Below are 25,920 nucleotides of genomic sequence, written 5' to 3' on the forward strand. Positions count from 1 at the left end.
CAAGAATTCTTTTTCAAGGCGCGCGGATACGCCGAGGACGTCAGGCACATCCGCGCTCTGCAATTATCGCCTGTCTCGCGGTGTGCGTCTGTCCCCCTGATTGGTGACACATGCCGGCCCAAAAGGGGTGCGGGATGTCGCAGGAGACGCTTCAAACCCGCGGATGTTGCTGATAGGCTTGAAGAAAAATTCGGAGGAAGCGATGGGGACAGGAGCGATGGAACCGGGAGATTCGTCAGGCGTCCTTGCGCCGATGGTGCTTGCCATCGGCCGGCCTTCGTTCTCGCAGGTCCTGATGGATACGGTTCGGGCCGTGGCCGGTGTCGGCCATTGCATGGTGTTTGCCTTTGAGACGGAGCGGACGGCGCGTTGCGCGCTGGGAATCGGAAACATCGGCATCGGGCCGGACCTCGGCGCCGCGTATTCCGAGCACTTTCATCTGGCCGATCCGAACCGGGAGACGATCCTGCACCAGCGAGCGGCGCCTCGCCCGATCGTCCTGCCGAGCTTTTCCCGCCGCATGTATAGCGACAGCTATCGGAAGATGTTTTTTGAGGATGCGGAGATCGTGGACAAGATCGCTGCCGCGATCTGGGTCGACAGCGCCTGCTTCTACGTGAACTTCTACCGGACCACGGAGCAAGGCCGGTTTACGCGCAACGAAGCCGCACGTCTCTGCAACATGGCGCCGGCCATCACCGCGATCGTGGCGCGCCACTGCCAGGAGGAGATTGTCGCAGAGGCTCCGACAAAACTGCAGACGCTGTTTTCGACCCGCGAGCCGTTCCTCAAGCTGACCGGCCGGGAAAAGGACGTCTGCTTGCGGATCCTGTCGGGCTATGGATCCGAGGCGATCGCGGCGGATCTCGGGATCAGCCTGCACTCGACCTTCACCTATCGCAAGCGAGCCTACGAGAAGCTTGGTATCTCCTCGCAAAACGAACTGTTCAGCATTGCATTGCGCCTGATGGCGCTGCCCCGCTCCGCGCACTAGCCGGGAGTTCCTGTCCCCAACCAGCGGGACAGACGTCCCTCCGACTCCTCGGATACCCTTTGAGGAATACCCGGAGGGCCAAACCGTGAGCACTGCGCCTCGTATCGATATCGACGTCGCGGCATTCTGGAGCGATCCCTATCCGATGCTTGCGAATTTGCGTCGGGATGCCCCGATCGCATTAGTGCCGCAGCTCGGCAGCACGCTGCTCTGCAGTCGCGATGACATCTTCATCTCGGAAAAGCAGATCGACGTCTTCTCATCGCACCAGCCCGCAGGCCTGATGAACAGGCTGATGGGCCACAACATGATGCGCAAGGACGGCGAGGCGCACCTGTCGGAGCGGAAGGCGATCTTTCCTGCGGTATCTCCGAAGACCGTCAAATCTTACTGGACGGCGCAATTCAAGGCCCATGCCGACCGCATCATCGCCGAGCTCGAGCCCGCGGGTGCATGCGATTTCGTGCGCGACTTCGCGCTGCCGTTCTCGGCGGAGTGTTTGAAATCGATCACCGGGCTGACCAACATGCGCTTTCAGGACATGAACGCGTGGTCGCAGGGGATGATTGACGGCATCGCCAATTATATTGGAGACCCCGCCGTCGAGGCGCGCTGTCACGCCGCGACTTCGGGCATCGATGCGGCCATCGACGACATGCTGCCGGTGCTCAGCAAGAAGCCCGATCAAAGCCTGCTCGGTGTGATGCTCGCGTCCGGCATGCCGATGGAGAGCGTGCGCGCCAACATCAAGCTTTCGATCAGCGGTGGTCAAAACGAACCGCGCGACGCGATCGCCGGCACCGCGTGGGCGCTGCTGACGCACCCAGATCAACTGAGATCGGTGATGGATGGCAAGATTCCCTGGATGCAGGCATTCGAGGAATATGCCCGCTGGATCTCGCCGATCGGCATGTCGCCGCGCCGCATCGCCAAGCCGTGGAAAATCCGTGACGTTGCCTTTGAGCCCGAGGATCGGGTGTTCCTGATGTTCGGCTCGGCAAACCGCGACGAAAAGCATTTCGAACGCGCTGATGAGTTCGACCTTGGCCGCGACACCAGCAAGAGCATCGCGTTCGGCGCCGGCCCGCATTTCTGCGCCGGCGCCTGGGCCTCGCGCGCCATGGTCGCCGATGTTGCGCTTCCGGCTGTCTTTGCCAGACTGAAGAACCTCCGCATCGTCGAGAACGAGCCTGTGCGGATCGGCGGCTGGGCGTTTCGCGGGTTGCTCAATTTACCTGTTGCCTGGGGTTAGGCACCTCAAGAGATTCGCTTTCAACGGATAGCTACAGAGAACGGCACGTCCAGGTTTTTCCGACTGGATGCGACCGGCTGTCGCGGTGCGCGGATGGTAACGCTTGCTGCACTGCGAGGTGATCGGTTCGCAATTGAAGTCCGGCATCGCGCGGAGTAGCGTAGCGAATAGCGAACCTGGTTTTGGGAGCGCGCCGCGATGAAGGAATATCCTGAGAAGGAAAACCCTGAGCGAAAAATTCCTCGGCGTGATTTGCTTCGTCTGACCATCGCGGGTAGCGGCGCGGCCGCCGTCGGCGCGCTGTTGTCGCTATCGGCACCCGCGCAATCTGTCGATATGAAGGACAAGCGCAGGGCGCGCTATCAGGCCGATTCCGCTGAGGTTCGAGACTTCTACCGCGTCAACAGCTATCCCGGCGCCCGCTAGAGGGAGGCGTTCGTGCTGATCAGGAAGTCGGATCGTCGTCGAGGAAGTGCAAGGCCTGTTCTCGCGCAAGCGGACAGGCCAGGCGGCGGATTGGATCGCCGCACTTTTCTGAAGCGTTCGGGCATCGCTGCCGGCACGCTCGCGGCGCTCGGCGAGCTCGCGCTGAACGGCGTGCGCAAGGTGGAGGCCGGCCCGCCGCCGCCTGCGGGCGCGCCCGTTGAGACCCGCAAGAATATCTGCACCCATTGTTCGGTCGGCTGCTCCGTCATCGCCAAGGTCGCCAGTGGCGTCTGGATCGGGCAGGAGCCGGACTATGACAGCCCGATCAATCGCGGCTCGCATTGCTGCAAGGGTGCCGCGGTGCGCGACGACGTCCTGAGCGAGCGCCGCCTGCGTTATCCCGTGAAGCTCGTCAACGGCCAGTGGACGCGCATCTCCTGGGAGACCGCGATCAATGAGATCGGCGACAAGCTCATGGAGATCCGCCAGAAGGCGGGTCCCGATTCAGTCTATTGGCTCGGCTCGGCCAAGTTCACCAACGAGGCCGCCTATCTCAACCGCAAGCTGGCGGCGTTCTGGGGCACCAACAATTCCGACCACCAGGCCCGCATCTGCCATTCGACGACCGTCACCGGCGTAGCCAATACCTGGGGCTACGGCGCGATGACCAACAGCTACAACGACATCCGCAACGCCAGGACCATCCTGCTGATGGGCGGCAATCCGGCCGAGGCGCATCCGGTCTCGTTGCAGCACATCCTCGAGGGCAAGGAGCTCAACCGCGCCAACATGATCGTGGTCGATCCAAGGATGACGCGGACCGCGGCGCATGCGACCGAATATGTCCGGGTGCGCCCGGGCACCCACATCGCCACCATCTACGGCATGCTGTGGCACATTTTCGAGAACGGCTGGGAGGACAAGGAATTCATCAGCCAGCGCGTCTACGGCGACGATGAAATCCGCAAGGCGGCGGCGAAGTGGAATCCGAAGGAGGTCGAGCGGGTCACCGGCCTGCCCGAGGCGCAGGTCAAGCATATCGCCGAACTGTTCGCCAAGCAGAAGCCGGCGACGCTGATCTGGGCGATGGGGCAGACCCAGTTCGCCACCGGCACCGCTAATGTCCGCGCCAGTTGCCTGTTGCTGCTTGCCACCGGCAATGTCGGCATGCCCGGCGCCGGCGCCAACATCTTCCGCGGCCACACCAACGTGCAGGGCGCGACCGATCTCGGCCTCGATGTGACGACGCTGCCGCTCTACTACGGCCTTGCCGAGGGAGCCTGGCGGCATTGGTGCCGGGTGTGGGAAGTCGATTACGACTGGATGAAGTCTCGCTTCCCGAGCAAGCAACTGATGGAAACGCCGGGCATTCCGAGCACGCGCTGGTTCGATGCGACCTTGCTGCCGAAAGACCAGATCAGCCAGCCCAATCCGGTGCAGGCCATGTTCATCATGGGACATGGCGTCAACACCATCACCCGGATGCCCGAAGCGGTGCGCGGCCTCGAGAAGCTCGAGCTCCTGGTGGTGTGCGATCCCTATCCGACGGCGTGGTCCGTGGTCTCCGAGCGCAAGAACGGCACTTATCTGCTGCCGGCCTGCACGAGCTTCGAGATGGACGGCTCGCGCACCGCTTCCAACCGCTCGCTGCAATGGGGTGAGAAGATCGTCGAGCCGATCTTCGAATCCAAGAATGACTATGACACGATGTATATGTTCGCCAACAAGCTCGGCTTTGCCGACCTGATGTTCAAGAACATCAAGGTCGAGAACGGCGCGGTGTCGGCGGAGGACATTCTTCGCGAGATCAACCGCGGCGGCTGGTCGACCGGCTATTGCGGGCAATCGCCGGAGCGGCTCAAGGCCCATATGAAGAACCAGGCCAAGTTCGACCTGGTCACGCTGCGGGCGCCGAAGGACGATCCGGAGGTCGGCGGCGACTATTACGGCCTGCCATGGCCGTGCTGGGGCACGCCGGAGTTCAGGCATCCGGGCACGCCGATCCTCTACAACAACAATCTTTCGGTGAAGGACGGCGGCGGCAGCTTCCGCGCGCGGTTCGGCGTCGAGCGCGTCGTAAAACGCAAGGTGATGGAGAACGGGCAGGAGGTGGAGCGGGAGGATCATGACAATCTCCTCGCCGAGGGCTCCTATTCGGTTGGCTCCGACATCAAGGACGGCTATCCCGAATTTACCCTGGGCGTGCTGAAAAAGCTCGGCTGGGACAACGAGCTGACGCCGCAGGAAATGGAGATCATCCGGCGCGTCAATTCGGCCAACCCCGATACGGTGTCCTGGTCGCTCGATCTGTCCGGCGGCATCCAGCGGGTCGCGATCGAGCACGGCTGCTCGCCGTACGGCAACGGCAAGGCGCGCATGATCGCCTGGAACCTGCCCGATCCGATACCAGTCTATCGGGAGCCGATCTACACGCCGCGTCCGGATCTGGTTGCCGACTATCCGACCTTGCCCGACGCCAAGCAGTTCCGCATGCCCAATATCGGCTTCTCGGTGCAGAAGGCCGCCGTCGACCGCGGCATCTCAAAGCAGTTCCCGCTGATCCTGAGCTCGGGCCGGCTGGTGGAATATGAAGGCGGCGGCGAGGAGACGCGCTCCAACAAGTGGCTCGCCGAGCTGAAGCAGTACATGTATGTCGAGATCAACCCGGCCGACGCCGCCGAGCGCGGCATCAAGGACGGCGGCTGGGTGTGGGTGACCGGCGCCGAGAGTAATTCGCGGACCCGTGTCAAGGCGATGGTCACCGAGCGCGTCGGCAAGGGCGTCGCCTGGATGCCCTATCATTTCGCCGGCTGGTTCGAGGGCGCCGATCTCCGCAGCAAATATCCGAAAGGCGCCGATCCGATCGTGCTCGGCGAAAGCGTGAACACGCTGACGACCTATGGCTACGACCCTGCGACCGGCATGCAGGAGCCGAAGGCGACGCTTTGCCAGATCCGGGCCGCGTGAGAGGAACAGACGATGGCACGCATGAAATTCCTTTGCGACGCGGACCGCTGCATCGACTGCAACGCCTGCGTCACCGCGTGCAAGAACGAGAACGAGGTGCCCTGGGGCATCAACCGCCGCCGCGTCGTCACCATCAATGACGGCAAGCCTGGCGAGCGTTCGGTCTCGATGGCCTGCATGCATTGCACGGACCCGCCCTGCGCGGCGGTCTGTCCAGTGAACTGCATCTTCCCGACCGAGGACGGCGTCGTCCTGCACAACAAGGATCAGTGCATCGGTTGCGGCTATTGCTTCTACGCCTGCCCGTTCGGCGCGCCGCAATATCCGCAAGTCGGCAATTTCGGCTCGCGCGGCAAGATGGACAAATGCACCTATTGCGCCGGCGGCGGCGGACCGGAGGCGCCGGGCAGTGCCGGGGAATTCGCCAAATACGGCTCGAACCGGTTCGGCGAGGGCAAATTGCCGCTCTGCGCGGAGATGTGCTCGACCAAGTCGCTGCTGGCCGGCGATGGCGACATCATTGCGCAGATCTACGGCGAGCGGGTGCGCAAGCGGGGCTATGGTTCCGGCGCCTGGGGCTGGACCACGGCGTACCACGAGGACGTTGGGGTCTGAGCGGACAGGCTCATACGGCCTGCGATGAACGCGGGGATGAGAACAGGGTAACGGTCATGACGTTTCTCGCACGCTTTCGTCTGGCGACCTTGGTCCTGGCGCTGCTTGCTGTCGCCGTGGCGGCGCCTGTGCTCGCACAAAAGCTCAGTCCCGACGGCGCACCCAACCCGACCGCGAGCGTCACCAGCCAGCGCGAATTGCTGCAGCAGGTGCCGCGCATCACCGGCCGCATCGACATTCCCGACACCAAGGCCGGCGTGCTGATCCAGCCGGCGGGACGGACCTGGGACTATTTCCACCAGGTTCTGCTGCGCTGGGGCGGCGCGATTGTGATCCTCGGCACGGTGGCGTTGCTGGCGATCGCCTATCTGATCCTCGGGCGGCTCCCGATCTCAGCCGGGCGCTCGGGCCAGAAAGTGGTTCGCTTCAAGGCGTTCGAGCGCTTCGCGCACTGGCTGACGGCAGCGTCCTTCGTGATCCTCGGACTGACCGGGCTGAACATCACCTTCGGCAAGGCCGTGCTGCTGCCGCTCGTCGGGCCGGACACGTTCGCCGCCATCTCGCAGGCCGCCAAATACGTACACAACTTCACGAGCTTCGCGTTCGTGGCAGGCCTCGTCCTGATCTTGGTGATCTTCCTTAGGGACAATCTCCTGGAGAAGGTGGATATCGACTGGCTCAAGCAGGGCGGCGGCTTCATCAAGAACAGACACGCGCCGTCGGGCCGCTTCAATTTCGGCGAGAAAATGGTGTTCTGGCTGTCGATTGCGGCGGGCATTGCCGTGTCAGCCTCGGGATTCCTGCTGCTGTTTCCGTTTTATGGGACCGATATCCTCGGCATGCAGCTCGCGCAGGTGGTGCACGCCGTGACGGCCATCCTGTTCATCGCCCTGATCCTCGGCCACATCTATATCGGCACGGTCGGGATGGAGGGCGCGTTCGAAGCGATGGGCACCGGCGAGGTCGACCTCAATTGGGCCAAGGAACATCACGACCAGTGGCTCGCCAAGAAGCTGGCGGGCGAGGGGCGCGCCGAACCCACGGCGACGCCGGCGGAATAGCTGCTCATTTTCGGTCGCGATTGCCGCCGCGAGGCGGTTGCGCGTCGCGCTCGCGCAGATAGTCGTCGGTGGTGCGGACGGTCGGGCTCGCCACGCCGTAGGATTCAAAGCCCTGTTCGGCGACGAAGTTGACGCGGCAATCGTCGCACATCTTGATGACGTCGAGCTTGCGCGGCGAATCCTTATACATCCAGTGCTTGCCTTCGAGCTTGGCGACCACGCGCTCGATCGTGCTCTTGACGCCGAACGGCTTGCCGCAGCGGATGCACGAGAACGGCTCTTCCTCCTTGAGGATGCGGGCAGGGGCTCGTGCCGCGCCGAAATCAAGCCTCGGCACTAGCGTGATCACGTGCTCCGGACAGGTCGACTTGCACAGGCCGCACTGGACGCAGGCATCCTCCACGAAACGCAGCACCGGCCGCTCGGGATCGTCGCGCAACGCGCTGGTCGGGCAGGCCGATACGCAGGACAGGCACAGCGTGCAGCCGGACGCATCGACTTCCACGGCGCCGAACGGTGCGCCCACGGGCAGCGCGATGATATCGACAGGCGCTGGCGCGGCGCGATGCAATTCGCCGAGCGCAAAACGCAGCACGTCGCGTTTCTTTCCCGTGGCCCGGAAACTCGCCGGGCGCGGCGCCGATGGTAATGACGGGATTGCGCGCAATGTCTCGAGCAGCGTGTCCGGATCGTCGGTCTCGATGGTGGCGATCCTCTCCGTGCCGAAGCCGAGCCCGGCCAGGATCGGATCGGCGATCGCCATCGTCCGCGTCAGGCCCGCGACGTCATGGCGCGGTTTTGTCCGCAGCAGGAAGCGCATCGCGGACGCGCCATAGGCGAAGGCGGCAGCGATGCTCTCGAGCCCGATCTGCGTGACCTCGTTGACTGCGAAGGGCAGCATGTTGGCCGGCAGCCCATCACCGAACCGCGCCAGCGCGTCGATCAGCGGCGCGCCGTGTGCGTCGTCATGCACCAGCACGATCGCCTTTTCGCCGCCGGCTTCGCGATAGGCGATCAGCATCGCGCGCAATTTGCGCATCAGTGCGTCTTCCGGCGGCAGCGCGTAGGACGCGGCGCCGGTCGGGCAGGCCGCCGCGCATTGGCCGCAACCCGCGCAGATGTTCGGATCGATCGCGACATGATCGCCGGCCGGCGTGATTGCGCCTGCAGGGCAGAGATCGAGGCAGCGGGTGCAGCCGATGCGTCCCGAGCGCGAATGCGCGCACAGCTTGGCGTCGAACGTGACATAGCGCGGCTTCTCGAAAGTGCCGACGAGATCGCGTGCCTTGAGCACGGCCTGCAGCATCGCCGCGGGGGAAGCGGGATCGGCGCGGAGATAGCCGTCGCGCAAATCCGCAGCCGGGAGCAATGGCGCGCCGCCGGTGAGGTCGAGGATGATGTCGCAGTTCGATCGCGCATTGTTGCGGGCAGGGCCGAACAGCAGCGTGCTACGCGACGAGGGCGCGGCTTCGGCGAAATCGTCGACCGTAACCTCGAACGCGCCGAGATGGCCGCGCGCCGCGGTCACCTTTCCCTTCGCCACCGGGAATTCGTCATTGCGCGGCGGCGCGACGGCGGCGGGCGGTTCGATCAGAACAGTGACGTCGAGATGGTCCTTGAGCAGATTGCCGGCTTCGATCGCGGTCTCATCGCGGCCGCAGATCAGGATGACGTCGCCGCTTTCGAGCTCAACCGATGGCGCCGGCGGTGCAGTCTCGGCCGCCGCCGCAAGCAGCGCCGCCATTTTCGGTCCCGCGCGCGCGGCGTCATTGGACCAGCCGGCGGTCTCGCGGATGTTGGTGAATTGTATGGATTGCGTGCGGCCGCTTTCCTCAGCCACATCGGAAAACAGTGCCGCTTCCTGGGTGCAGGCGACCGTGAGCGGGCCGTCTTCAGCGGCGATGGCTCGGAAGCGATCGAGTTCGACGCGGCAGAGCTGCGTTGCCGTCGTCATTTCATGATGGCAGCCGCGACGCATAGCATCGCCGTCGAGTGGCATCGTACCCTCGCACGAGCAGACCAGAACGCGTCGCGCAGAATCAGCCATTGCGGTCACGGACTCTTGTGGCTGTGCGGTACGCCCGGCAAAACTGGCCGGGAATTTGTGGAAAGTATATACTGGCTGTCCGGCAAAATACGATGGCGGTATGGCCGAATTGTAGGGAGCATCCGATGAGCGCGCCGCGTGATTTCTGGCTCGCTTGCGGCCATCATCTGCTCGACCGCGGCGAGAACGACCGGCTGCGGGTCACCGACGACTTCCTGAAGGTCTATCTGGCTCGGCCCGAGTTGATGCCCCCACCGGAAGCCTGCGCGGCGGAGCAGGAGCTGCATCGCGCGCTGCTGCGTCACCCGCGGCGGTCGGTCGCAGCCGGGCATATCGAGGTGATCGCCGACGCCGATGCGCGCGAGAACTGGCAGACGATGATCGCCTGGCGGGATCACCTAGTGAAGCACGGAAGCCTCGAGGCCGCCTATCTTGCGATCGTCAGGCGCAATATTGCCTTTCCCCAGGTCCTCGTCGGTCAGTTGGTGCAGGTCATCCTGCGCAATGCGTTGGATGATTGCCGCGATGCTTTCATGCTGCGCGCCGCTGAGATGTTTTTCCGCCCGCAGAAGCTCATGATCGAAGGGGCCTCGGTCCTCGCCGTCGACGAGGAACGCGGCTCCGTAACCGGCCGGCACTCGGCGTCGCCGCTTATGGCGCTGCTCGGGTTGCCTGACGCCACCGAGGTCGACGTGCTGAACGAGTCCACGGCGGGCGGCTATTGGGAGCGCAGCGACCGGTTCGACATGGCGCTCGATCTGGCCGCGGGCGGGCGCGGTCTGGCCGCGCTTGGCGATGTCATTGCCTGCTGGCTTGCGCATCTGCTGGCGATCGAGGCCAAGGTCGAGCCCGTGGCGGAACTGCGCGAGGCGTCATGGAACTGGTATGTCGGGCTGAGCTCCGATGCCACCCGCATCGGCGACGCGATCTGGCATGGCGATGATCTCGATGACGGCTCGCGCGCCCAGTTGGTCGGCCTGTTCCGGCTGACGTTCCGCGATCCCGCCTGTATGATCGAAAAGGTCAGGGGCGACCCGGTCCATCTGCTGCTCGCCATGACCACCGACGGGGTGTTGCGGTTGAAGCCGCAAAACCTCATCACCGGCTTGCCGATTGCGAATGCGGAGGCAGTCAATTGATATCGACGGCGCTGGAGCGCATTTCCGTGGGAGTTGTGGTCGAGCGGCGCAAGGGCAGGAGTGCCTGGGCCGACTTCCTGTGGCGGCCGATTTCGGTTTTGGCCGGAAACCCGTCGGCCGACCCATGGACGCCGCTCGATAGGCAAGGAGAGGTGACGTTATTCTATGCTGGCGAGGCGGTGATCGAACTGCACCGCACCGAGACCGCCAATTATCGCGACAATCTCGCATCGGGCTCGCCCGCACTATGGGTCAACCTGCGCCCGACCGGCTCCGAGCCGCCTTACGAACTGCTCGCGGTCACCGCTGATCCGGCCGAAGGCGAGGCGTTCACCGACGCCGGCAGCAATCTGGTCGACGCGGTGCCGATGCCCGCAAGTATCGTTCAAATCGTTGAGCGATTTGTTGCCGCGCATCATGTCGAGCGCCCCTTCATCAAGCGGCAGCGCGATCGGCAGGGGCCGCCAACGTAGGATATGAGAGAGAACCGACCGTGGCTGAAGAGCACAATGTTTTCCTTCGCTGGGCGCGGCTGAAGCAGGCCGCGAAAGAGCGCCAGGATGCGGAGGCTTCTCCGACCGACAGTGAAGAAGCGGCCGCGTTGCCTGCGGCCGACGCGGTGAGCGATGAGCCGTTGGACCTCGCCAGCCTGCCGTCAATCGAATCGATCGCCGCCAATACCGATATTACCGCGTTCCTGCGCGCCGGCGTTCCGGCCGAATTGGCCCGCGCGGCGTTGCGCCGGGCCTGGACCAGCGACCCCGCCATTCGCGACTTCGTCGGCATCGCGGAGAACCAGTGGGACTTCAACGATCCGAACGCAATTCCGGGGTTCGGCCCGCTCGATCCAACGGAAAGCGCCGCCGATGTTCTGGCGCAGGTCTCGCGGCGGCTGGAGCAGATTCCGGATGCGCTTGTGGATACGACGTCGCCGGCTGGTCCGGTTGGTCCCGGCACGGCCGATTCCGGCGAGCCCGCTCCCGATCCGCCGCTCGCGACCGACGAGCCGTCGCTGGCTGATGCCGGTGCACAATCGAATGAAACGCCGGATTCGGGCGCGCAGGGCGAGCAAGCGCCTGTCGAGGAAGCGCAGGATTCTCCCCGAAAGCGGCGTCATGGCAGCGCATTGCCGCGCTAACGCTCGACGAAACGGCATGTCTTTTTGGATCGAACCATGACGGACTCAATTCCAAAGGGCGCTGCCGGGCGCGTTGTCGATGAGATCGACCGCGCGCGGGCGCAGGAATACGCGCTATTGGCGACCCTGCTGACGCGCAGCCCGGACGCCGAACTTCTTTCCCGTCTCGCCGCCCTGCGTGGCGATGCCAGCCCGGTCGGAATAGTGCATATAGCGCTGGCCGAAGCGGCGCGGCGGACCGATCAAGAGCGCGCGTCGCGCGAATTCTTTGCGCTATTTGCCGGGCTGGGGGAGGGGGCGCTGCTGCCCTATGCGTCGCATTATCTCGCCGAGACGCTGTATGGGCGGCCGCTGGTCCGGGTGCGGGAAACGCTTGATGGTCTCGGCATCGAAAAGACACCGGGGCGGAGCGATCCGGAGGATCACGCCGGATTCCTCTGCGAGATCATGGCGGGTCTGGCTGGCGGCAGCATCGCCGCGCCCGACGGCGCCGACCGCGACTTCTTCGAGCGGCATCTTTCGCCCTGGATCAGGCGCTTCTTCATCGACCTGGAACGGGCAAGATCGGCCGATTTCTATGCATCGGTTGGCGCGCTCGGGCGCACCTTCATCGACATCGAAGCCGAGGCGTTCGCACTTTCCGCCTGAACGCCGCTTTTGCCCGCGGCGGGGACTCATCCGCTGCGGAACTGTGGTACAAAATGACGTGAGGAGGAGAAACACGATGCGCGCGTTCGTCTTGGCCTGCCTGTTCGCCGTCGTCGTCGCGGTTGGAGCGGCGGTGATTCTCGACAATTTCGTGCAGGAATCAGCAACGACAGCCTTCGCCTTGCCGAGCGCTAGGGTTTAGCAGCGATGATCCGCAATCGGCGCGGGTCTCGAACCCTAGGCTGATAGCGCAGACTCATTTGAGTGGAGAGGGAGATGCCCTATGATCCGCTCAATGATTTCAGTTGTCGCTATTGCCGTTGTCATTGTTATTGGAACCTTGTTCTGGCGGCCGCATTCGCTTGAATTGACCGCTACGGCCATGCCGCCGCTGGCGCAACTGCATGCGATGGCCGGCGTCGAGAAATTGCCCGCTCAGGAGATCGACGATCAATCGTTGGTCTATCCGACACCGACGAAATAGATCGTTCTTCGCCGGAATCCCCGAGCACATCCAGTTGGCGTCCACCGCGGATCGTTGAGGCAATTCACAGCCGTGGAGGTTGTCCACGTGGGCCAACCGCGCAGATAACTTTTCGTCGCGCGGGTGATCAGGTACATCCAGGCTTCGTTCCCTTGCCGCCTGCGGCGGGGAGATGATGTGCTGGCATGTCCCAAGGCTTCACGGATGAAGAAGGCAAAGAATGTGCAACCGGGCGCTCCCGCCCTTGAAAAGGGGCTGGATCTTCTGGAAGCGCTGTCGGCCGAGGCGCGCGGTCTCAGCCAGAAGCAGTTGGCCGAGCGGGTCGGCCGTTCCGTCGGCGAGATCTTCCGCATGCTGGTGGCGCTGGAGCGTCGCGGCTATGTCACGCGCGATCCGGCGACGGGGGAATACACGCTGACCCTGCAACTGTTCCGGATCGCCTCGCAATTCCCGCCGACCGAGCGGCTATTGAAGGCCGCGCTGCCCGTGATGGAGCAGCTTGCCGGCCGCGTGCGGTTGTCCTGCCATCTCACCGTGCTGCACGGCGAGCAGTTCATGGTGATCGCGCGGATCGAGCCGGAATGGCTGATGGGCTGGTCGGTCAAGGTCGGCGCCGTGTTTCCGCTGACCCAGCAATATGCGTCGGCGAAGGTGCTCGCGGCATTCCAGCTCGAGGGCCGGCGCCAGGAGCTCGCGGAGGTCATCGCCGCGAACGACCGGATCAGCGGAAAGAAGGCGCTCGCGGCGCTGGATCGAATCTCGGAGGAGGGCGGCAACTTCTCCAACGACGACGGCTATACCCGTATCCTCGCCTATAGCTGCCCGATCGTCGAAGCGTCAGGCCGCGCGGTCGCTGCGCTGACCGTGCCACTGGTGCGGGAGGGCCGCATCTCCGCCGGCGAAGCCGCCACCATCGCCACCGAGTTGCGCGCCGCCGCGAAGATCGTGTCGGAGAAGATCGGCGGCGTGCCTTAGCAGCCACGATGCAGGTGTGCTCCCTCCCCCTGGAAGGGCCCTGCAAGGGGGAGGGCGGGTTGGGGGTCAAGCCCCGGGCGCAAGTGCTCGTGGAGAGAGACGATCCCCACCCGGTTTGCGCGTTGTACGCGCAAACCGACCTCTCCTTTTCAAGGGGAGGTGAAGCGGACTTCTCTCTAACCTACCGTCATGCCGGCATCGACGACCCAGGCTGCGCCGTTGACATGCGCGGCGGCGTCGGAAGCGAGAAACGCGACGACATCGGCGATATTCTCCGGCTTTCCATGTGGCGCACCGCCGCTTCGCCGTGGCGCGACTGAGCGCTCGCGCGCCTGGTCCTCGAGCTCCTGGATCATGCGCGACTCGATCGGACCGGGTAGGATCGCGTTGACCCTGATCTTCGTTCCCGTCACTTCCAGCGCCGCGGTGCGGGTCAGGCCGAGCACCGCGTGCTTGGACGCCACATAGCCGGCGAGCCCGGCACGGCCACGGATCGCCGAGGTCGATGCGGTGTTGACGATCGCGCCCCGGCCGCGTGGCCTCATCTTCGCCAGCACGTATTTGAGACCGAGGAATACGCCCTTCACATTGACCTGCAACAGCCGGTCGAACGTATCCTCAGGGTATTCGTGCAGCGGCGCGACCACGCCTTCGATGCCGGCGTTGTTGGCGAAGATGCCGATCGGACCAAGCTTCTGCTCGATCGTTTCGACAAACGCCGCCGTCTCCGCCGCGCTCGAGACGTCGGCGCGGATGGCCAGCGCATTGGCGCCGGCCGCCTCAACGAGGCGCGCTGTTGCCGCGGCCGCCGCTTCATCGATATCGACGATCGCGACGGCCGAGACGGTCCGGGCCAGCGCGAGCGCGATTGCCCTGCCGATGTCGCCACCGCCACCGGTGACGAGCGCTACTTCGCCGCTCATGATTTCAGGAAGTCGCAGCCGCCTTCCTCCAGCGGTCGCCACGCTTCGCTCGGCGGAATGGTCTTGATCAGCTTGTAATAGTCCCAGGGATATTTGGACTCTTCCGGCTTCTTGACCTCGAACAGATACATGTTGTGCAGCTTGCGGCCATCGGCGCGAACGCTGCCCTTGCCGAACAGGGGATCGTCGGTCGGCAGCTTCTTCATCTCCTGCACCACCGCTTTGCCGTCGCCGGAGGCTCCGAGCGCGTCGACGGCCTTGAGGTAATGCAGCGTAGCGGCATAGACCCCGGCCTGCAGCGCAGTCGGATAGCGGCCGCCGTTGCGCGGTGCGAAGCGCTTGGACCAGGCGCGGGTATCGTCATTGAGATCCCAGTAGAAGGATTCGGTGAACTGCAGGCCCTGCGCCGTCTTCAGCCCCAGCGAATGCACGTCGCTGAGATAAAGCACGGTCGCGACCACGCGCTGGCCGCCCTGCGGGATGCCGAACTCGACCGATTGCTTGATCGAATTGATGGTGTCGCCGCCGGCATTGATCAGGGCGATCACCTCCGCCTTCGAACCCTGCGCCTGCAGCAGGAAGGAGGAGAAATCCTGGCTGTTGATCGGCGTGCGCACGCCGCCGACGACCTTGCCGCCGAGTTTCTGCACGACGTTCTTGACGTCCGCCTCCATCGCGTGCCCGAAGGCATAGTCGGCGGTCAGCGTGAACCAGGTCTTGCCGCCGCTGCCAACGACCGCCCGCGCGGCGCCCGATGACAGCGCGTAGGTGTCGTAGGTCCAGTGCACGAGGTTTGGCGAGCATGATTTGCCGGTGAGATCGGACGAGGACGCGCCCGACACCAGGAGCGTCTTGTTGTTCTGCTGCACGACGTTGCGCACCGCGAGCGCCACCGAGGAATTCGGCGCGTCGATGATGGCGTCGACATTGTTGCGGTCGATCCATTCGCGCGCGATGTTGGCGGCGAGATCGGCCTTGTTCATGTGATCGCCGCTGATGACTTCGATCGGCCGGGTCATCTTGTGCGGCGCGGCCTGAAAATCCTCGACCGCCATCTTCGCCGCCAGCACCGATCCGGGCCCGGTGACGTCGGCATAAAGGCTCGACATATCCGTGAGCACGCCGAGCCGAAGCGGCCCGGGCTCCTGCGCTTGTACACTGAGGCTCGTGATGCCCAATGCCATACCGCCAAGGCCGGCCAGCAGCCGGCGGCGATTCAACCAAAAACTCTTTATCATATCCAAAACCCTCCCTTGTGTGGCCCGCGCTCTCGCACGGATGTTTGTGCCCGCGCGTGCTTGGCGCGCGGGTCGATGTTGTCGTTCATGGAATCAGGCGCTCGATCAGTCGCCGGTCTTCGACCTCGAAACCGCCGCCATAGACCTCGGACACCATGAAATGCGCGCCCAGGATTTCCGGCTTGAGATCCGCGATCGGGTCGTATTCGCTTGAGTGCAGCGTCATTGTGGCGCGGCCTGGTAGCGGCGCGGAATATTTCAGCGGCGTGCGGCGATAGGCGATGTCGGCATAGGCCGTCTCCAAGCGCTCCGGATGCGGCAGGCGGCGGACATGGATCTCGCCGGCGGGCAGTTCGCTGCCGTCGACGATGCGGATGACCGGCGCCGTCGGGTCTGGCGTGAAGGAAAAATCCGCCAGCGCAATGCCGCGCCGCCTGACCGATCCGTTGATCGAGCCGTCCGGCTGCTCATTGAAGGTGTAGTGCGCATCCTTCTTGGTGTAGCCGAAGACTTCACGGCCGGCGCAGATACCCATCGGGTCGCTGCAGTACATGAAGATATGCGTCTCGGTGAACAGGCCCTTGTAGCGCACGGGAACGGTGATCATCAGATCGAACATCTGCCCGGCATGCACCGCCAGCGAATGGCCCGGCGACACCATGAAGCGGAAGGCGACGCGGTCGCTCGCGATCTCGAACGGGGTATCGGCGAGCAGGCTCGCCACTTTGCCCGGCGCGACGCGCGTCATGATCTCGACCGTCCGCAACGTGCAGCCCCACTCCACGGGATAGGCCGGCGAATAGGGTGGATTGACCCCGCTGTTCGCCTTCAACCGGTAATCGCCGAACATGCGGCGCCGCGGATCGTTGGGGTCGGTAATCAGGTCGGTCATCTGGGCTTGCTCTCCTTCGGCGGCATGCTCATCGCATGGCGCTCGCTTGCGTGTTCCGCATCAAGACCTTCTGCTGGTCGCCCATGACATGGGCGTGGAAGGCAATCGCGGCGTCGGACAGGTCGCGTTCCGGGGCATATTCCGGCGCGAAGTTACTGTGGCGGTCGACGCCGCGCACCAGCGTGGCGCTGTCGTTCGTTCCGACAACCTGCCGCACATGGGTCGGCAGATAGCGGATGGCAAAGCCGATCCGGCGCTTCGCTGACGGGTTCGGGTCGCTGCCATGGATCAGGCGGACGTGGTGCAGCGACATCTCGCCGGGCCGAAGCTGCAGCATCACGGCCTTGCTCTCATCGACGTCGACCGCGATCTCCTGCCCGCGCGTCAGCAGGTTGTCAGCGGCAAAGGTGTCGCGGTGGGCGACCTGCTCCAGCGTCTGGGTGTCGGGAATGACGCGCATCGCGCCGTTCTCGGCGGTGCTCTCGGAGAGCGCGACCCATGCGGTGACGATATCGGCGGGGTCGAGCCCCCAATAAGTCGAGTCCTGGTGCCAGGAGACGAAGCCGGGATCGCGGGCTTCCTTGATGAAGAACGAGGAACTCCAGCAGAGGATGTCGGGGCCGATCACGCTTTCGACCGCGTCGAGAATGGCCGGATGGCGGATCAGCCCATCGAGCCAGGTGAACAACAGATGGCTCTTGTGCCGCATCGATCCCTTCAGCAGGCCGTGCGCGGTCTCATGCGCCTCCAGTTTCCTGCGGATGCCTTCGACCTCGGCTGCCGACATGACCTTGATCGGCGCGTAATAGCCGTGCTCGCGGTAGTGGGCGATTGCAGCTTCGGGCAGGAGGGCCATGGTTTCCTCATTTCATATATGACTTCTTATTTGCATATATGAAATCAGATTTCAAACCCGAGTCAAGCCACGGGTGGCGGTTCCGCGGGCCTGATTGCGTCCGAATCGGGCCTAGAGGCGTCGTCCAGAAAGCGGTTGCCAGTGCCGCCGGGCGGCGAAAAGATGGAGTCAAACCGAAGAGGGAGTGCTCCGTCGTGCAAGTGAAAGACAAGGTCTGCGTCGTGACCGGAGCGGCTGGCGGTATCGGCGAGGCGTTGGCGCGGGCCTATGCCGAGGCCGGGGCACGCGGTGTCGTCGTCGCCGATCTCAGGACCACGCGCGAGCGGCTTGCGAGCGTCGCCGGCGATATCGACGGGCTGGCGGTGACCGCCGACGTCGGGCTGGAAGAGGACATCAAGGCGCTGGTGGCGGCGGCGGAAGCCAAATATGGCCCGGTCGACATTTTCTTCTCCAACGCCGGGCTGTCGCGCAAGGGACAGGAGACGGCCTCCGACGCCGACTGGGACGTGAGCTGGCGCGTGCATGTGATGAGCCACGTGTTCGCGTCGCGGGCGCTGGTGCCCGGCATGCTCGCGCGCGGCTCCGGCTATCTCCTCAACACGGCGTCGGCCGCGGGCCTCTTGGCCTCGCTCAACGCGATGCCGTACGGCGTGACCAAGAACGCCGCGGTCGCGCTCGCCGAGCATCTTGCCATCCAGTATGGCGACCGCGGCATCCGCGTCTCCGTGCTGTGCCCGCAGTCGGTGCAGACAGGCATGACCACGCCGGGCCCGAGCGCGGCGCGAGTCGATGGCGTGATGCAGCCGGCCGAAGTCGCGCGGATCGTGGTCGAGGCGATGGAGGAAGAACGCTTCCTGATCCTGTCGCACCCGCAGGTGCAGGAATACATGGAGCGGAAAGCATCCAATCGCGACCGCTGGCTCGCCGGCATGCGCCGCCTGCGTGACCGGATCTACGGCGCACCGTCGTCAGCATAAACACTCTTTCCGTCATTGCGAGCGAAGCGAAGCAATCCATGGTGCCGCTTGCGGAGATATGGATTGCTTCGTCGCTGTCGCTCCTCGCAATGACGAGCTCACGCGCCCTTCGGTGCGAATTCCTTTAGCAGGCCCGTGTAGCTCTTCACGGCTGGAAACGCATAGGCGCCGCGGCGCGAGGTCGTGAGCTTCAGGCCGACCAGCGCCTCGGCCTGCTTCACCGCGGCGGCGACGCCATCGATGACGGGTGCGCCAAATTTCTGCGACAGCGCGGCCGAAAGATCGGCCATGCCCGCGCAGCCCAGCACAATCGCCTCCGCGCCCGTTTCCAGCGCACGCTCGATCTCCGCGCAGAGCTTTTCCTTCGCACCGGAGCCCGGTCTCTCCAGATTGAGCACCGCGGACATTGCATGCCGTCACCGAGACCCGTTCGGCAAATCCATAGCGACGCACCAGCTCTTGCAGCGGCACGACCGAGCGCGGCGTCGTGGTGACGACCGCGATGCGCTTTGCGAGCTGGCCGGCAGTGACCAGCGCCGCCTCGCAAATGCCGACCACCGGGAATGGTGCCGCCGATCGCGCCGCATCCAATCCGGTGTCGTCGAAGCAGGCGATGATGCCGGCGTCGGCGTCCTTTGTGCTCAACAGCGCCTGGATCAGGCCGGGGACCGCGAACACCTCGTCGTAATACCCTTCGATCGAGACAGGCCCCATCGCCGAGGTGACGGCCGCAATCTCAGTGCCCGGAGATGCCACCGCGCGCGCCGCGGCGGCGATGGTCTCAGTCATCGTGACGGTGGTGTTGGGATTGACGATCAGGATTCGTGTCGGTGCCATGGCGCCACCGTAGCCCGGTTGGAGCTGCCTGGCAAAAATGGTCACGTCCCATGACCTTCCTCAAGGAGTCTGTGGCCGCGTGTGGGCCGCTGTGGCATGCTCGGCGCGACTTCCTCATGCCAAGTTGCACCGGGTCCTAACCCAAGGAGGACGGCCATGGTAACTTATGTCGTGCTGACGAAGTTCACCGATCAGGGAATCCGCAACGCCAAGGAGTCCCCGAAACGGGCGGAAGCTTTCAAGGAAATGGCGAAGACATTCGGCGTTAAGGTGAAGGAGATCGTCTGGACCCAGGGGCGATATGACGTCGTGACCTTCATCGAGGCGCCGGATGAGTCATCCGCGATGTCGCTCAGTCTGAGCCTCGGCGCGCTCGGCAATGTTCGCAGCGAGACGCTGCGGGCGTATTCGGCAGCCGAGATGACCAAGATCGTCGGCAACATGCTCTGACGATTGCATCCAGGTCGGTGCCGTCATCAAAGGTGGGTACCGTGCAGCGGCTTACTGCTGAGCCTGGTTCTCGAGCAGATGATCCTTGACGAGGCGCACGGCACCCCGCCGCCAGGAGTAGTCGGCGCCCATGCGAAGCCCGCTGTCGGCCTGAGAAACGACGGCGCCGGTCCGGGAGTCGCGGACCTGAAATCCGATCGTGTATTCGGTGCGGCTGACCCGCCGCACCACGCCGATCAGCGATTGGTCCGCGCCGAGCTTTGCGGCGATGCCGGCCTCGCAGCCGCCGCAGTCGCGCAGCGTGTGTGCCTTGACGGCTTCCGCGTTCGTGCCGCTGGTCTCGATCATGCGGTAGCGGCCCGATTGCGCGAACAGCTCGCGCACGCCGTAGGTGACATCGGCCAATTGTGCGGCATCCGAAGCCGCGACGCCGCTTGCCTGAGCGGCGGCGGTGGTATCTTCCAGTTCGAAGTCGAACACCGCAAGCGCGATCGGCGTCGACGCAACCGCCGGAGATGCGGCTAGCTGCGCCGCCAGCGCCGCGCGGATGTCGCGGGACAGGAAGGTCTCGGCGCGATTCCACGCCTCGTCATTGTCGCCCCGAAACGTGTAGCGCCTTTCGAACAGGATCCTGTTGGTATCGACGTCGATGACCGCCGCGCTTGCAAACTGGACCAGAGTGCTCATCTTCTGAACGGCGCCGGTGATCAGGACATTGGCGCCGCGTTGCGCGGCGGCCTGCATGCGCTCGGCGGACGTTGCCCGATCGTCCGTCGAGGGCGGGACGAGGCGGTAGTGCCCGTCCACCTCGACGTCGCGTCTCAGCGCGGCCATGAACGTTTGCAGGCGCCCTAGATGGGCGGCTGTCTGATCGATGGGCTCGCCCGAGGTGTCGAGATAGCCGAAGTCTTCAATCGTGACGCCCAGGGTCCGCGCTGCGGGCGCGCCGCTATCGGCACTGGCGGAACCGAAACCCAGCAAGAGCCCAAGCACAGTGACGGTCAGCAAATCAAGAGAGTATCGGCGCATCGGCGGACCTTTCAGCGATCATGTGGGCCTGAAGGCTATGCCGACCAGGTCTGCCGCCGAAGCTGAGCGCCTCCCGACGAGAGCCGGGAAAATTTCACGACGTCATTTTCGGGTTGCGGGCAACGCTTTGCGCCGCTTGCATTCTGCCGTTAAATGTATGGCTCCCGCTCGCAGAGCGGGAGTCCAAAATCATCCGCGCGAGGGGTATCCGCAAGATGTGGAACCACAGGAGCGATTTGAAGGTACGGTTGACGCTGCGCGTTGCGGCCGTATCGGCCCTCTGCTTTGCCGCCATCTCGGCCTATTTCCTCATCGATGCCGATAGGTCCGTGCGCGCCAGGATCAATGCGATCGCCGAAGTCGCGGCAAAGACGCTGGAGCTGCAACAAAACAAGCTCCAGTGGGTGAATAATCCGCGGTCAGGATTTCCCGACCTCGACAATGTCGCGACTGCGGTCATAACGCCCGGTCTCTGTCTCGCGTTTCGCGCAAGCGATGGCGATATCCGGCAGCGATTCTGCGGTGGTGCGCCGAACGAGAACAGCGCGCCGCCACAAATTTTCGCAACGTTCTATCGCGGCCTGTTTGATCCCGGTCGCGAGGCCACGCGACCTGTGATTTCTCGCGGCGCCATCGTCGGCGAAGCCGTCGTCTGGGTTGATCCAGCCGTGCTCACGGCCGAGGCCTGGCACGAAGCGGGCCGTCTGATGACCGTGCTTGCGATCGCGCTGCCGTTATTGTGCGCTCTGGTCTATGCGGCCCTTGCACGCGCACTTCGGCCAACGCGGTTGATCCTGAGCGGTCTTGAGCGGATCGCCGCAGGCGACCTCACGGCGCGCCTGCCGCCCTTCGATCTTGCCGAGCTTTCGACCATCCGCCACGTGTTCAATCACCTCGCGGAAAGCCTCGGCACGGCGCTGGCCGAGCGCAGTGAATTGACCCGCAGGCTGATCGCGCTGCAGGACGAGGAGCGCCGGCATCTGGCGCGGGAGCTGCACGATGAATTCGGGCAGTCGCTCACCGCGATCCGCGCGCTGGCGGCATCGGCTCGTCATACAGCGGGACAGGATTGTCCTGCCATGATCGCCGAATGCGACGGCATTGCGCGGATTGCGACCGACATGATGGAGACGCTGCGCGGCGCGCTGTTCAGATTGCGTCCGCCCGACGTCGAGGAACTTGGCCTGGCCGCAAGCCTGGAAGGTCTGGTCGCCGGCTGGAACGGGCGCAGCCGGGGACGGCCCCGCTTCGAGATCGCCTTTTCCGGCACGTTCGAGAATTTGCCCGCGGCGGTCAGCGCCAATCTCTACCGCATCGTGCAGGAGGCGCTCACCAACGCGGCCAAGCATGCAGGCGCAACGCGGGTCGTGCTGCGACTGGGGATGCGTGAAGCCGAGGCTCCCTCGGACGACGCCGCAATCGAGCTCGACATCGAGGATGACGGCCGGCTCAGCGATCCAGCCGTGAAATCCGGAATGGGTTTGCTCGGAATGCGTGAACGCGTCGCGGCATTGGGAGGGCGGCTGAGCTTCGAGGCCGCGCAAAACGGTGGCTTTGCCTTGCGCGTCGTTATTCCCGTCGCGCCGTCTCGCCAGCACGGCGTCGCCCTGGAGTGCGCGCCATGAATGGCAGCGGCCGAGCCATCATGCTGGTCGACGATCACGCCGTCGTTCGCGAGGGCTATCGCTCGATGCTGCAGAAGCAGCCGGGATTGCGCGTCGTTGCTGAAGCCTCCGATGGCGCCGAGGCCTATCGGCTGTTCAAGGCCACCGAGCCCGACCTGGTCATCATGGATCTGAGCATGCCCGGCATCGGCGGCATCGAGGCGATCAGGCGCATCAGGCAATGGGACAAGCGCGCCAGGATCCTCGTGTTCACGATGCACCAGAACGCGGCCTTTGCGGTGCAGGCAATCCGTGCCGGCGCCCGCGGCTATGTCACCAAGACAAGCCCGCCCGAGACGCTCGTGCACGCCGTGATGGATGTTCTGGCCGGAAAGATCGCCATCAGTCCCGATATCGACCATGAACTCGCGCTCAGCCGGCTTGCCGGCGAGGCCGCCGTCGCGGATGTCCTCTCCGCGCGCGAGTTCGAAGTGCTGCGCATGCTACTTGCCGAGAGGACGACCGAGGAGATCGCCGAGGCGCTTCACATCAGTCCCAAGACGGTGGCGAACCTGCACTCCCTGATCAAGGACAAGCTCGGCGTCGGCTCGGATATCGAGCTGGTCCGGCTGGCGCTGCGGCAGGGGATATTGACGCAGATCGATCTGGGAGAGGCGTGAAGGCAGCCGCTCACTCGAGCGCCTTCAAACGATCGAGTCCACCCACACCGCGAATGCATCGAGCACCTCGTCCATCACTTCGCGGTCGTTGCGGCCCGAACGGACTAGCACATGGAAGGAATGATCGGCTTCTTTCACGAGATGCAGCGTCGCCAATGATCCGAGCTCCTTGACCACCGGCTCGAGCAGCTTCAAGTCCGCCAACGCATCGCGCGTGCCCTGCAGGAACAGCATGGGGATTTTGATGTCAGCGAGATGCTTTGCCCGCTCGGTGGATGGCTTTCCGGCTGTATGCAGCGGGAAGGCGAGAAACACCAGGCCTCGTACGCCGGCAAGCGGCTTGACCGCCTGCGCCTGCGAGGTCATCCGCCCGCCGAAGGATTTTCCGCCGGCAAAGAGCGGCAGGCCGGCGCACCGCTCTGCGGCCTCTGCCACCGCAGCGCGTACGGTGGCATGCGCAATCGCGGGTGGATCTGGCCGCTTGCTGCCCTTCTCCATATAGGGGAACTGGTAACGCAACGTCGCGATGCCGCGCGCGGCGAGGCCCGTGGCAATCACCTCCATCGAGCCATGCGTCATGCCGGCGCCTGCGCCGTGCGCAAACACATAGATCGCGTGAGCCTGCGGCGGACGAAGCACCAGCGCCGAGACCGCGCCAGCATGGCCGATCTCGATCTTGAGGGACTGCGTGTCAGTTTTCATCGTCGTGATGTGTAGCCCGGGTGGAGCGTCAGCGTAACCCGGGACAGCTCGTAAACGTTGATGCAGAGGTCCCGGGTTGCGCTGCGCTCCACCCGGGCTACGAGGCTGCAGCTCATCTCATCAGGTAGCGACTGCGCCAATCAACGCAAGCAGCAAGTGCGACATGCCGCCACAAAAGGTCCGCGGGACATCGGCGACAGATTGTGCCAAAAGCTGAAAATGCTGCATGATACGCCACTTATCGCGACCATTGTCGCAGGGCTTGGACTGGCTTTTGTGTTCGGTGCCCTCGCCCAGCGGTTCCGGCTTCCACCGTTGGTCGGCTATTTGCTCGCGGGAGTTGCGGCCGGCCCCTTTACGCCCGGCTTCGTCGCGGACCAGGCGCTGGCAACGGAGCTGGCGGAGCTAGGCATCATCCTGCTGATGTTCGGGGTGGGCCTGCATTTCTCTCTCAACGATCTCCTGTCTGTCCGCGCCATCGCGCTGCCCGGTGCCGTCGTCCAGATCGCGGTTGCGACGCTGATGGGGCTCGGACTTGCTCAGGCCATGGGATGGTCGGTCGGAGCGGGCCTCGTGTTCGGGCTGGCATTGTCGGTCGCCAGCACCGTCGTGCTGCTTCGCGCGATGCAGGAGCGCCGGTTGATGGATACCGATCGTGGCAAGATCGCCGTCGGTTGGCTGATCGTGGAAGATCTGGCGATGGTGCTCGCGCTCGTGCTGCTTCCGGCCCTTGCGAGCGTGCTCGGTGGAAACGGCGATGCGCAGACCGCCGGTCCGCTCGCGGCGCGCCTTGGTCTTGGACTCACGGGCACATTGTTGCTCACAGTCGCCAAGGTCGGCCTGTTCATCGCCCTGATGCTGGTGGTGGGACGCAGGCTCATCCCCTGGATCCTGCATTACGTTGCGCACACTGGCTCCCGCGAGCTGTTCCGGCTCGCCGTGCTGGCGATCGCGCTCGGCGTTGCATTCGGCGCGACCAAGCTGTTCGACGTTTCGCTCGCGCTCGGCGCCTTCTTCGCCGGGATGATGCTGACGGAATCCCCGCTCAGCCAGCGCGCGGCACAGGAGTCGCTGCCGCTGCGGGACGCTTTTGCGGTGCTGTTCTTCGTTTCCGTCGGCATGCTGTTCGATCCGATGAGTGTGATCCGCGAGCCGTGGCCGCTGATCGCTACGATCTTCATCATCACCATCGGAAAATCCGTGGCAGCCTTCTTTATCGTGCTGGCCTTCAGGCATCCGGTCTCCACGGCGCTGACGATCTCCGCCAGTCTCGCCCAGATCGGAGAGTTCTCCTTCATCCTGGCGGAGATCGGCGTTGTAACCAATCTGCTCCCGAAGGAAGGTCGCGACCTGATCCTGGCCGGAGCGATCCTCTCGATCATGCTCAATCCGCTGATCTTCGCAGGTGTCGACTGGCTGATACCGCGCCTCGATCCGAGGCGGGCGTCGCCGAAGACCGCCGCTCCTGCCGCCCGCGAACCGATCCCGGTCACAAGCCTGACCGGTCACGCTATCCTGGTCGGCTACGGCCGGGTCGGGAACATCGTCGGCAGCGCCATGAAGGAGGCGGGCCAACCGTTCCTCGTCATCGAAGATGCCGATGCGATCGTCGCTGGGCTCAAGCAGAAGGATATCGAGGCGATCATGGGCAATGCCGTCCGCGCCGACGTGCTCGCCGCCGCCAATCCATCCGCGGCCCGATATCTGGTGGTCGCGATTCCCGAAGCGTTCGAAGCCGGACAGATCGTCCAGCAGGCGCGCGCCGCCAATCCGCAGATCCGAATCATCGCCCGCGCGCATTCGGACGCCGAGGTCGATCATCTCACGCGACTGGGCGCCGATACCGTCATCATGGGCGAGCGCGAGATCGCACGGGCGATGATTGAAGACCTGCAGCGTCAGCCGCAAAGGCGGCAGGTGGAACCGCAGGACGCGCCGACCGTGATCGCTCTGCACGGTGTTCCAAATGCGCCGGCAGATCGCTAG

The 25,920-nt window shown here is 64.4% G+C and carries 25 protein-coding genes and 1 pseudogene; 18 read left to right on the top strand and 8 right to left on the bottom strand.

Features of this window, described 5'->3' with window-relative positions; all coding sequences use genetic code 11:
• Window positions 1-217: 217 nt before the first annotated feature.
• From ACZYOF_RS04420 to ACZYOF_RS04445, 6 genes are all read left to right on the top strand, one after another.
• Complete coding sequence (locus tag ACZYOF_RS04420) at window positions 218-994, top strand: helix-turn-helix transcriptional regulator (RefSeq protein WP_463714930.1); 777 nt, start codon at window positions 218-220, stop codon at window positions 992-994.
• 85 nt (window positions 995-1,079) lie between these two features.
• Complete coding sequence (locus ACZYOF_RS04425; protein ID WP_463714931.1) at window positions 1,080-2,246, top strand: cytochrome P450; 1,167 nt, start codon at window positions 1,080-1,082, stop codon at window positions 2,244-2,246.
• A gap of 198 nt (window positions 2,247-2,444) precedes the next feature.
• Window positions 2,445-2,672: a formate dehydrogenase gene (locus tag ACZYOF_RS04430; RefSeq protein WP_463714932.1), complete on the top strand. Its 228-nt coding sequence runs from the start codon at window positions 2,445-2,447 to the stop codon at window positions 2,670-2,672.
• Window positions 2,673-2,684: 12 nt separating this feature from the next.
• Window positions 2,685-5,639, top strand: a complete 2,955-nt coding sequence (locus tag ACZYOF_RS04435; RefSeq protein ID WP_463714933.1) for a formate dehydrogenase subunit alpha — start codon at window positions 2,685-2,687, stop codon at window positions 5,637-5,639.
• 12 nt (window positions 5,640-5,651) lie between these two features.
• A complete protein-coding gene (fdh3B, locus tag ACZYOF_RS04440) occupies window positions 5,652-6,254 on the top strand; it encodes a formate dehydrogenase FDH3 subunit beta (RefSeq protein WP_463714934.1) in 603 nt (200 codons plus the stop codon).
• Between the two features lie 56 nt (window positions 6,255-6,310).
• Window positions 6,311-7,315 (top strand): formate dehydrogenase subunit gamma, encoded by a 1,005-nt coding sequence (locus tag ACZYOF_RS04445; protein WP_463714935.1) that lies wholly within the window; start codon window positions 6,311-6,313, stop codon window positions 7,313-7,315.
• 4 nt (window positions 7,316-7,319) lie between these two features.
• Here ACZYOF_RS04445 and ACZYOF_RS04450 read toward each other — a convergent pair whose 3' ends face one another.
• Window positions 7,320-9,314, bottom strand: a complete 1,995-nt coding sequence (locus tag ACZYOF_RS04450; protein ID WP_463714936.1) for a 4Fe-4S binding protein — start codon at window positions 9,312-9,314, stop codon at window positions 7,320-7,322.
• Between the two features lie 173 nt (window positions 9,315-9,487).
• Between ACZYOF_RS04450 and ACZYOF_RS04455 the strand changes: the two genes are divergently transcribed.
• From ACZYOF_RS04455 to ACZYOF_RS04485, 7 genes are all read left to right on the top strand, one after another.
• Window positions 9,488-10,501, top strand: a complete 1,014-nt coding sequence (locus ACZYOF_RS04455) for a DUF6352 family protein (RefSeq protein WP_463714937.1) — start codon at window positions 9,488-9,490, stop codon at window positions 10,499-10,501.
• On the top strand, window positions 10,498-10,974 hold the full coding sequence (locus tag ACZYOF_RS04460; protein ID WP_463714938.1) for a DUF3305 domain-containing protein: 477 nt from the start codon (window positions 10,498-10,500) through the stop codon (window positions 10,972-10,974). The genes ACZYOF_RS04455 and ACZYOF_RS04460 overlap by 4 nt, the downstream gene beginning before the upstream one ends.
• Before the next feature lie 20 nt (window positions 10,975-10,994).
• A complete protein-coding gene (locus ACZYOF_RS04465; RefSeq protein WP_463714939.1) occupies window positions 10,995-11,639 on the top strand; it encodes a DUF3306 domain-containing protein in 645 nt (214 codons plus the stop codon).
• Between the two features lie 36 nt (window positions 11,640-11,675).
• Window positions 11,676-12,287: a TorD/DmsD family molecular chaperone gene (locus ACZYOF_RS04470; RefSeq protein ID WP_463714940.1), complete on the top strand. Its 612-nt coding sequence runs from the start codon at window positions 11,676-11,678 to the stop codon at window positions 12,285-12,287.
• A 76-nt stretch (window positions 12,288-12,363) separates the two neighbouring features.
• On the top strand, window positions 12,364-12,489 hold the full coding sequence (locus tag ACZYOF_RS04475; protein WP_282531786.1) for a hypothetical protein: 126 nt from the start codon (window positions 12,364-12,366) through the stop codon (window positions 12,487-12,489).
• A gap of 81 nt (window positions 12,490-12,570) precedes the next feature.
• Window positions 12,571-12,771: a hypothetical protein gene (locus ACZYOF_RS04480; RefSeq protein ID WP_463714941.1), complete on the top strand. Its 201-nt coding sequence runs from the start codon at window positions 12,571-12,573 to the stop codon at window positions 12,769-12,771.
• Window positions 12,772-12,975: 204 nt separating this feature from the next.
• Entirely contained in the window at window positions 12,976-13,746 is a 771-nt protein-coding gene (locus ACZYOF_RS04485; protein WP_463714942.1) for an IclR family transcriptional regulator, read from the top strand.
• 176 nt (window positions 13,747-13,922) lie between these two features.
• On the opposite strand, the gene ACZYOF_RS04490 is transcribed toward ACZYOF_RS04485, so the two are convergent.
• The 4 genes from ACZYOF_RS04490 to ACZYOF_RS04505 form a co-directional block, all read right to left on the bottom strand.
• Window positions 13,923-14,669, bottom strand: a complete 747-nt coding sequence (locus ACZYOF_RS04490) for an SDR family NAD(P)-dependent oxidoreductase (RefSeq protein WP_463714943.1) — start codon at window positions 14,667-14,669, stop codon at window positions 13,923-13,925.
• Window positions 14,666-15,889 (bottom strand): ABC transporter substrate-binding protein, encoded by a 1,224-nt coding sequence (locus tag ACZYOF_RS04495; protein WP_463714944.1) that lies wholly within the window; start codon window positions 15,887-15,889, stop codon window positions 14,666-14,668. The genes ACZYOF_RS04490 and ACZYOF_RS04495 overlap by 4 nt, the downstream gene beginning before the upstream one ends.
• Window positions 15,890-15,992: 103 nt before the next feature.
• A complete protein-coding gene (locus tag ACZYOF_RS04500) occupies window positions 15,993-16,799 on the bottom strand; it encodes an acetoacetate decarboxylase family protein (RefSeq protein ID WP_463714945.1) in 807 nt (268 codons plus the stop codon).
• 28 nt (window positions 16,800-16,827) lie between these two features.
• Window positions 16,828-17,655 (bottom strand): phytanoyl-CoA dioxygenase family protein, encoded by an 828-nt coding sequence (locus ACZYOF_RS04505; RefSeq protein ID WP_130582009.1) that lies wholly within the window; start codon window positions 17,653-17,655, stop codon window positions 16,828-16,830.
• Window positions 17,656-17,849: 194 nt separating this feature from the next.
• Here ACZYOF_RS04505 and ACZYOF_RS04510 point away from each other — a divergent pair, with 194 nt between their 5' ends.
• A complete protein-coding gene (locus ACZYOF_RS04510; RefSeq protein WP_463714946.1) occupies window positions 17,850-18,632 on the top strand; it encodes an SDR family oxidoreductase in 783 nt (260 codons plus the stop codon).
• Window positions 18,633-18,730: 98 nt separating this feature from the next.
• Here the strand turns inward: ACZYOF_RS04510 and ACZYOF_RS04515 are convergent.
• Window positions 18,731-19,469, bottom strand: a pseudogene (locus ACZYOF_RS04515) (aspartate/glutamate racemase family protein).
• 156 nt (window positions 19,470-19,625) lie between these two features.
• On the opposite strand from ACZYOF_RS04515, the gene ACZYOF_RS04520 reads away from it, so the two are divergent.
• Entirely contained in the window at window positions 19,626-19,919 is a 294-nt protein-coding gene (locus tag ACZYOF_RS04520; RefSeq protein WP_130582007.1) for a GYD domain-containing protein, read from the top strand.
• Window positions 19,920-19,970: 51 nt separating this feature from the next.
• On the opposite strand, the gene ACZYOF_RS04525 is transcribed toward ACZYOF_RS04520, so the two are convergent.
• The gene (locus tag ACZYOF_RS04525) at window positions 19,971-20,948 is read right to left on the bottom strand and encodes a DUF3280 domain-containing protein (protein WP_130582006.1); all 978 of its coding nucleotides are present in this window, start codon (window positions 20,946-20,948) and stop codon (window positions 19,971-19,973) included.
• Between the two features lie 215 nt (window positions 20,949-21,163).
• On the opposite strand from ACZYOF_RS04525, the gene ACZYOF_RS04530 reads away from it, so the two are divergent.
• On the top strand, window positions 21,164-22,573 hold the full coding sequence (locus tag ACZYOF_RS04530; protein WP_463714947.1) for a sensor histidine kinase: 1,410 nt from the start codon (window positions 21,164-21,166) through the stop codon (window positions 22,571-22,573).
• The gene (locus ACZYOF_RS04535; protein WP_463714948.1) at window positions 22,570-23,232 is read left to right on the top strand and encodes a response regulator; all 663 of its coding nucleotides are present in this window, start codon (window positions 22,570-22,572) and stop codon (window positions 23,230-23,232) included. The genes ACZYOF_RS04530 and ACZYOF_RS04535 overlap by 4 nt, the downstream gene beginning before the upstream one ends.
• 24 nt (window positions 23,233-23,256) lie before the next feature.
• Here the strand turns inward: ACZYOF_RS04535 and ACZYOF_RS04540 are convergent, their stop codons facing one another.
• Complete coding sequence (locus tag ACZYOF_RS04540) at window positions 23,257-23,934, bottom strand: alpha/beta hydrolase family protein (RefSeq protein WP_463714949.1); 678 nt, start codon at window positions 23,932-23,934, stop codon at window positions 23,257-23,259.
• A 219-nt stretch (window positions 23,935-24,153) separates the two neighbouring features.
• On the opposite strand from ACZYOF_RS04540, the gene ybaL reads away from it, so the two are divergent.
• Window positions 24,154-25,920 (top strand): YbaL family putative K(+) efflux transporter, encoded by a 1,767-nt coding sequence (gene ybaL / locus ACZYOF_RS04545; protein ID WP_130582002.1) that lies wholly within the window; start codon window positions 24,154-24,156, stop codon window positions 25,918-25,920.

This window comes from Bradyrhizobium sp. LeoA1Lang, from assembly GCF_055413685.1.